Raw genomic sequence first — 5453 nt, forward strand, 5'->3', positions numbered from 1 at the left:
CGACCGTGGTGAATATCGCGCTGCCCCGGATCGGCGCCGACCTCGATGCGGGGTTGACCAGCCTGCAGTGGACCCTCAACGCCTACACCCTGACCCTGTCCGGGCTGCTGTTGCTCGGCGGCTCGCTGGGCGATCGGCTGGGCCGGCGCCGGATCTTCACCCTCGGCGTGCTGTGGTTCGCGATCGCCTCGGCCGGCTGCGCGGCGGCGCCGACCGTGCAGGTGCTGATCGGCATGCGGGCGTTGCAGGGAGTGGCCGCGGCGCTCCTGATGCCCGGGTCCCTGGCGATCCTGGAGGCGGTGTTCCGCCGGGAGGACCGCGCCGCGGCGGTCGGTGCCTGGTCGGGCCTCGGCGGCATCGCCAACGCCATCGGCCCGGTGGTCGGCGGCCTGCTGGTCGGGCTGGCGCCGTGGGGTTGGCGGCTGGTGTTCCTGCTGAACCTGCCGCTGGCCGTCCTGGTGATCGCGGTAACGGGCAGGTGGGTGCCCGAGACCCGGGACGAGCAGGCCACCGGACGGCTCGACCTGCCCGGTGCCGGCTATGCCGCGCTCGGGCTGGGTGCCCTGGTCTACGCGCTCACCGAGGGGCCGGTACGGCTCTGGCCCGCGTCGCTGGTGGTGACCGCGGCTGCCGGGGTGCTGTTGCTGGTGGCCTTCGTGGTCAACGAGCACCGCCGGCGGGACCCGATGATGCCGCTGTCGCTGTTCAGGTCGCGGCAGTTCAGCGCGGCGAACCTGGTGACCTTCCTGATCTACGGGGCGCTGTCGGGGGCGCTGTTCCTGTTGCCGGTGCAGTTGCAGCTGGTGTCGGGGTTCACGCCGGTGGCCGCGGGCAGCGCGCTGCTGCCGGTGACCGCGGTGATGTTGCTGCTGTCGGCCCGGATGGGGCGGCTCGCGCAGCGCATCGGCCCGCGCTGGCCGATGACCTTCGGGCCGGTGGTCGCCGGGATCGGGCTGGCCATGCTGATCCGGGTGGGGGCCGGCTCGAGCTACCTGACGGATGTGCTGCCCGGCGTCCTGGTCTTCGCCGCCGGCCTGACCGGCACCGTGGCGCCGCTGACCGCCACCGTGCTGGCCGCCGCTCCGGAACGGCAGGTCGGCGTCGCGTCGGCGGTCAACAACGCCGTGGCCCGGACCGCCGGGCTGCTGGCCGTCGCGGTGCTGCCGGCGTTGGCCGGCCTCACCTCCACAGCCCTGAGCCATCCGGCGGAACTGTCGGCCGGGTTCCGCCACGCCGTGTTGATCGCCGCGGCACTGTGCATCGCTGGTGGCCTGCTGGCCGGGATCACGATCTCCGACCGGGTGCTGGCCGGCGCCGAGGAGCCCGTTCCGGCGGTCCCGGCCGGCGCCCACCCGGGGACCGGGTCACCCCCGCTGCCCGGCCCCTGAGCCGCCCGCGCCGAGCGCACCCGCCGCCCGAGCGCCGAGCGCACCCGCCGCCCGGCACCGAGCGCACCCGCCGCCCGAGCGCACAAGCCGCCCAGCGGCTGACCGCGAACGCGCCCGGCCCCGGGATAACGTCAGCGGGTCGAGACATCCAGCGAAACGGCCCCGGCGGTGCTTCTGGTGCTTCTGGTGCTCCCGCTGCCCTCAGCCGTCTTGGCAGGCTTGGGCTCCGGCAGATCGGGCAGGGTGCCGGTCTCGACCACCTCGGCGGCAACCGTCCGCAGCTTGCGGTGCAGGTTCTGGCTGGCCACCCGCAGCAGGGCGAAGGCCTGCTCCTGGGTGACCTTCCGGGCCGACATCAGGACGCCCAGCGCGACGCCGATGGCGCGGCTGCTCTCCAGCGCCGCCTCCAGGTTCGTCGCCTGGTCCTCGGCCTCGTTGAGCGCGATCAGGCAGGACGCCTGTGCCGCGAAGATCGTGGCCGTGTCGATGGCGTCGGAGCTGAAGGCGCCACGCTGGTCGGCGTAGAGGTTCAGGGCGACCGCCCGGCCGGCTGCGAGCTGGAAGGCGAGCACGCTGCGTACCGGGGTCTGTTCAGCGGCAGCCTCGGTGAACCGCGGCCAGCGGGGCTCGTCGGTGATGTCGAACAGCAGGTAGTCCGAGGCGTTCTCAGCGGCCGCCATGCAGGGCCCCTCACCGAACTTGTACTGCAGGTCATCCACCTGCTGGGCCACCTCGTCCGAGATCGCGACGCTGTGGCCCTGACCGCCTCGGACCGCCGTGATGCTCGCCCAGCCACATCCCTCGACATGCTTGACCGCGAGCTCGACCAGCCGCCGCAGGGCCGCCTGGTTGTCACCGTCGCCATGCAGTTCGGCGGCGAGGAGGGCGAACTCCTGCGACAGCTCCAGCATCTCGTTGGTGTCCACTGGACCTACCTTTACCGGGTTCGCCTGCTGTGCGCAGGAACTGACGAAGAGCATCTTGCATGATCGTCTGCCCCTTTGGCCACTTAACAGTGGTCACGCATGCCCAGGTTTGCCGGCAGGAGCTTCAGGAGCGCACCTAGCCCTTGCGCTGGATCTTCAGCGGTAGTACCCCGTTGGCGCTGTCACCGGCGTGGCCGAGGTGCCCCAGGTGCCAGTTGTCCTCGATGGCGGTGAGCAGCGAGTAGTGGTTGTACGGGGTGTGGTCCACCACGTGCCGCGCCCCGGCGGTCACGATGATGGCCGGGATCAGGCCGCCACCGTAGGTGCCACCCGGCCAGGTGGCGCTGACCCGCGGGTCACCGGCCTCCACGTAGGGCGAGTCGCAGCAGCCCGCGGCGCTCTCCCAGCCGCCGGTCTCGGCGTTGCCGGTGAAGTCGTTCTCGTCGGTGACGATCACGATCGCCGAGCGCTTGGTCCAGGCCTTGGACGACATGATCGTGCGCACCGCACCCCGGACGAACATGTCGGCCTTGTGCTTGAGCGCGGCGTCGTTGGCATCGTCCTTGGCGCTGCCGTACGGGCAGGGCGCCTCGGGGTGGCCCGGCACCGCGACGTAGACACCGCCGTGCATGTCGTTGCACTGGTTCGGGCTGATCCACACGAAGCGGGGAGCGGCCTTGCTGTTGAGGTCAGCGCCCAACCGGCTGTAATCGCGAATATGGCTCATCCGGGCCGGGCTGTTCTTGACGTCGTCGAACAGCACGAACGGATTGTGCTTCTTCGCATACAGCGGGACGGAGACACCGCCGACCTCCGGCCCGAACCGGGCCAGTTTGTTCGCCGGCAGGGTGTCGAAGTAGGCGTCCCAGCGGATGTGGTGGGCCTGGAGTTGGTCGACGAGATTCCGCCGGTCCAGGTTGACGATGTTCTGGTCGTTGTCGTCCTGGATCCCGAAATTGTCACCGGCTATGGCGGCCAGGTAGTTCGGCATCGAGGGATGGGTTACGCCGTAGTAATGATCTGCCATCGCATAGGTGTGCGCCAGCGACGTCAGGTAGGGGGCGTTCGGGTCATCGATCACGCTCGACTGTGAATGGTTCTCCAGCATGATCACGAAGATGCGGTCGAGATTGCCACCGTCCTGTCGGCCGTGGGACTGCGGTCCCCGGTGCGCCGGAGTGGCGCCGGCCGCCGTGACGCTCAGGGCCAGGGCCGCCACGCCGACGGCAGCAGTCGCGAGTTTTTTGCCGAGTCGCATGTGTTCCTCCAGTGTCTGATGGGTCGGGTTTCACATGAAGAGCGGCGCGGGCCACGCTGACGCCGGCGGTCGCCGATGGCGAGCGGCGGCCAGGACGCCCCGCCCCCAGGTCGGGCCTTGGTGACCGCATTCGCTGCGCTGCACCAGCACCGTAGTTCGCCCCGCACGATTGGCAACTTAGAGGCACTTCTACCGGTGACACAATATTTGTGTAGCTCAGATGTGAATGCCGTGAGGACTGAATTTGGTGACTGCGATCTGTTGGTATCAAGGGGGCAATTCTCATTCAAAGTTGCCGAACCAATTCAGTTCGATTCAGCCATTGACGACCTATCGACAATTCGTTACGTTCGCTCCGAACCACCGAAAGCGCCGGCGGTTCGGCACCTGATCGACCCCCCGTTCTCCCCATTCGGCCACGGCGGTGAAAGGAGATCCGTTCGGCGCTGATATCACCGTGCCCGCGCCGCCCCGGCGTCGCGGGCACGGCACTCTCAACGGCTCCACGCTCGGTTTCTCCCCTGGCCCGCGCGCGCCGCCGTGCACCCCCCGCATGTGCCTGTACCCCCTGCAGAAAGGTCAACAATGACGTTGCACATCAGGTCGCGCCGCAGTGGCGCGATCATCGGAGTCGCCAGCCTGGCTGCGCTGGCTGTCACCGGGATCGTCACGGCCGGCTCCGCCGCCGCGGCCACCGGCAATCCCTACTCGCCCGCGGCAGGACACAGCTACCGGCACGGCGTGCTTCCCACCATCGGGACCCAGGCCAAGATGAATGCCTACGCCAAGGCGCACCCCTCGACGACCGCGGCCACCGGGCCGCAGACGCTGTCCTACGGCGGCGGAATCGACGGCATCGGCGTCACCAGCGGCCACTCGAAGGTGTACCTGGTGTTCTACGGAAGCCAGTGGGGCACCCAGTCGACCGACGCCAACGGAAATGCCAAGTTCACCGGCGATGCCAACGGCGCGGCCGGCGCCGCTCAGCAGATGTTCAAGGGCATCGGCACCAACAACGAGCTGTGGTCAGCTGACCTGACCCAGTGGTGTGACGGTGCGGGCGTCGCCACCGGCGCGACCGGCTGCCCGGCAACCGCCGCGCACATCCCCTACCAGACCGGCGGCGTGCTGTCAGGTGTCTGGTACGACAACTCAGTGGCCTCACCGGCCGCGGCCTCGGGTCATCAGCTCGGCGTCGAGGCGGTCAACGCAGCGGCTCACTTCGGCAACACCACCGCCGCCGCCAACCGCTACGCCTACTACGTCATCCTGTCGCCGCACGGCACCAACCCCGACAGCTACCAGGGCCAGTACTGCGCCTGGCACGACTACAACGGCGACACCACCCTGACCGGTGGAGCGGTGAGTTCGCCCTACGGTGACATCGCGTTCTCCAACCAGCCGTACAACATCGACTCCGGCGCCGGCTGCGGCGTGGGCTTCGTGAACTCACCCGGAACGCTGGACGGCTGGACGATGACCCTCGGCCACGAGTGGCAGGAGACGATGTCGGACCAGAACCCGGCCGGCGGCTGGACCAACCACACCGGTAGCTCCTACAACGGCCAGGAGAACTCCGACGAGTGCGCCTGGATCGCGCCCGGTTCCACCGGTGGTGCCGCGAACATCTCCTTCGGCTCGTTCGGCACCTACGCCGAGCAGGCCAGCTGGTCCAACGACACCAACAACTGCGCCATCTCCCACCCCATCGTCGGTGGCTCGACCGGTGTGTCGGTGGCGAACCCGGGTTCGCAGTCGGGGACGGTGGGTACGGCCAAGTCGTTGCAGATGTCGGCCAGTGGCGGCAGCGCGCCGTACTCCTGGACGGCGACGGGTCTGCCGGCCGGGTTGAGCATCAACGCCTCCACGGGTCTGATCTCG

4 protein-coding genes are annotated in these 5453 nt (G+C 69.2%); 2 read left to right on the top strand and 2 right to left on the bottom strand.

Annotation, left to right across the window (positions count from 1 at the left end; translation table 11 throughout):
* On the top strand, positions 1-1388 hold a 1388-nt coding region (locus VF542_RS18385), incomplete at its 5' end, for an MFS transporter (RefSeq protein WP_408653149.1).
* Positions 1389-1519: 131 nt separating this feature from the next.
* On the opposite strand, the gene VF542_RS18390 is transcribed toward VF542_RS18385, so the two are convergent.
* Together VF542_RS18390 and VF542_RS18395 are read right to left on the bottom strand one after the other, a co-directional pair.
* Positions 1520-2314 (bottom strand): ANTAR domain-containing protein, encoded by a 795-nt coding sequence (locus tag VF542_RS18390; protein ID WP_408653150.1) that lies wholly within the window; start codon positions 2312-2314, stop codon positions 1520-1522.
* Between the two features lie 136 nt (positions 2315-2450).
* Positions 2451-3572, bottom strand: a complete 1122-nt coding sequence (locus VF542_RS18395) for an alkaline phosphatase family protein (RefSeq protein WP_408653151.1) — start codon at positions 3570-3572, stop codon at positions 2451-2453.
* A 585-nt stretch (positions 3573-4157) separates the two neighbouring features.
* Here VF542_RS18395 and VF542_RS18400 point away from each other — a divergent pair.
* Positions 4158-5453: Ig domain-containing protein (locus VF542_RS18400; RefSeq protein ID WP_408653152.1), on the top strand; the 1296-nt coding region annotated here is incomplete at its 3' end.

Origin of the sequence: Jatrophihabitans sp. (genome assembly GCF_036389215.1) — a bacterium.
Lineage (GTDB): Bacteria > Actinomycetota > Actinomycetes > Mycobacteriales > Jatrophihabitantaceae > Jatrophihabitans_A.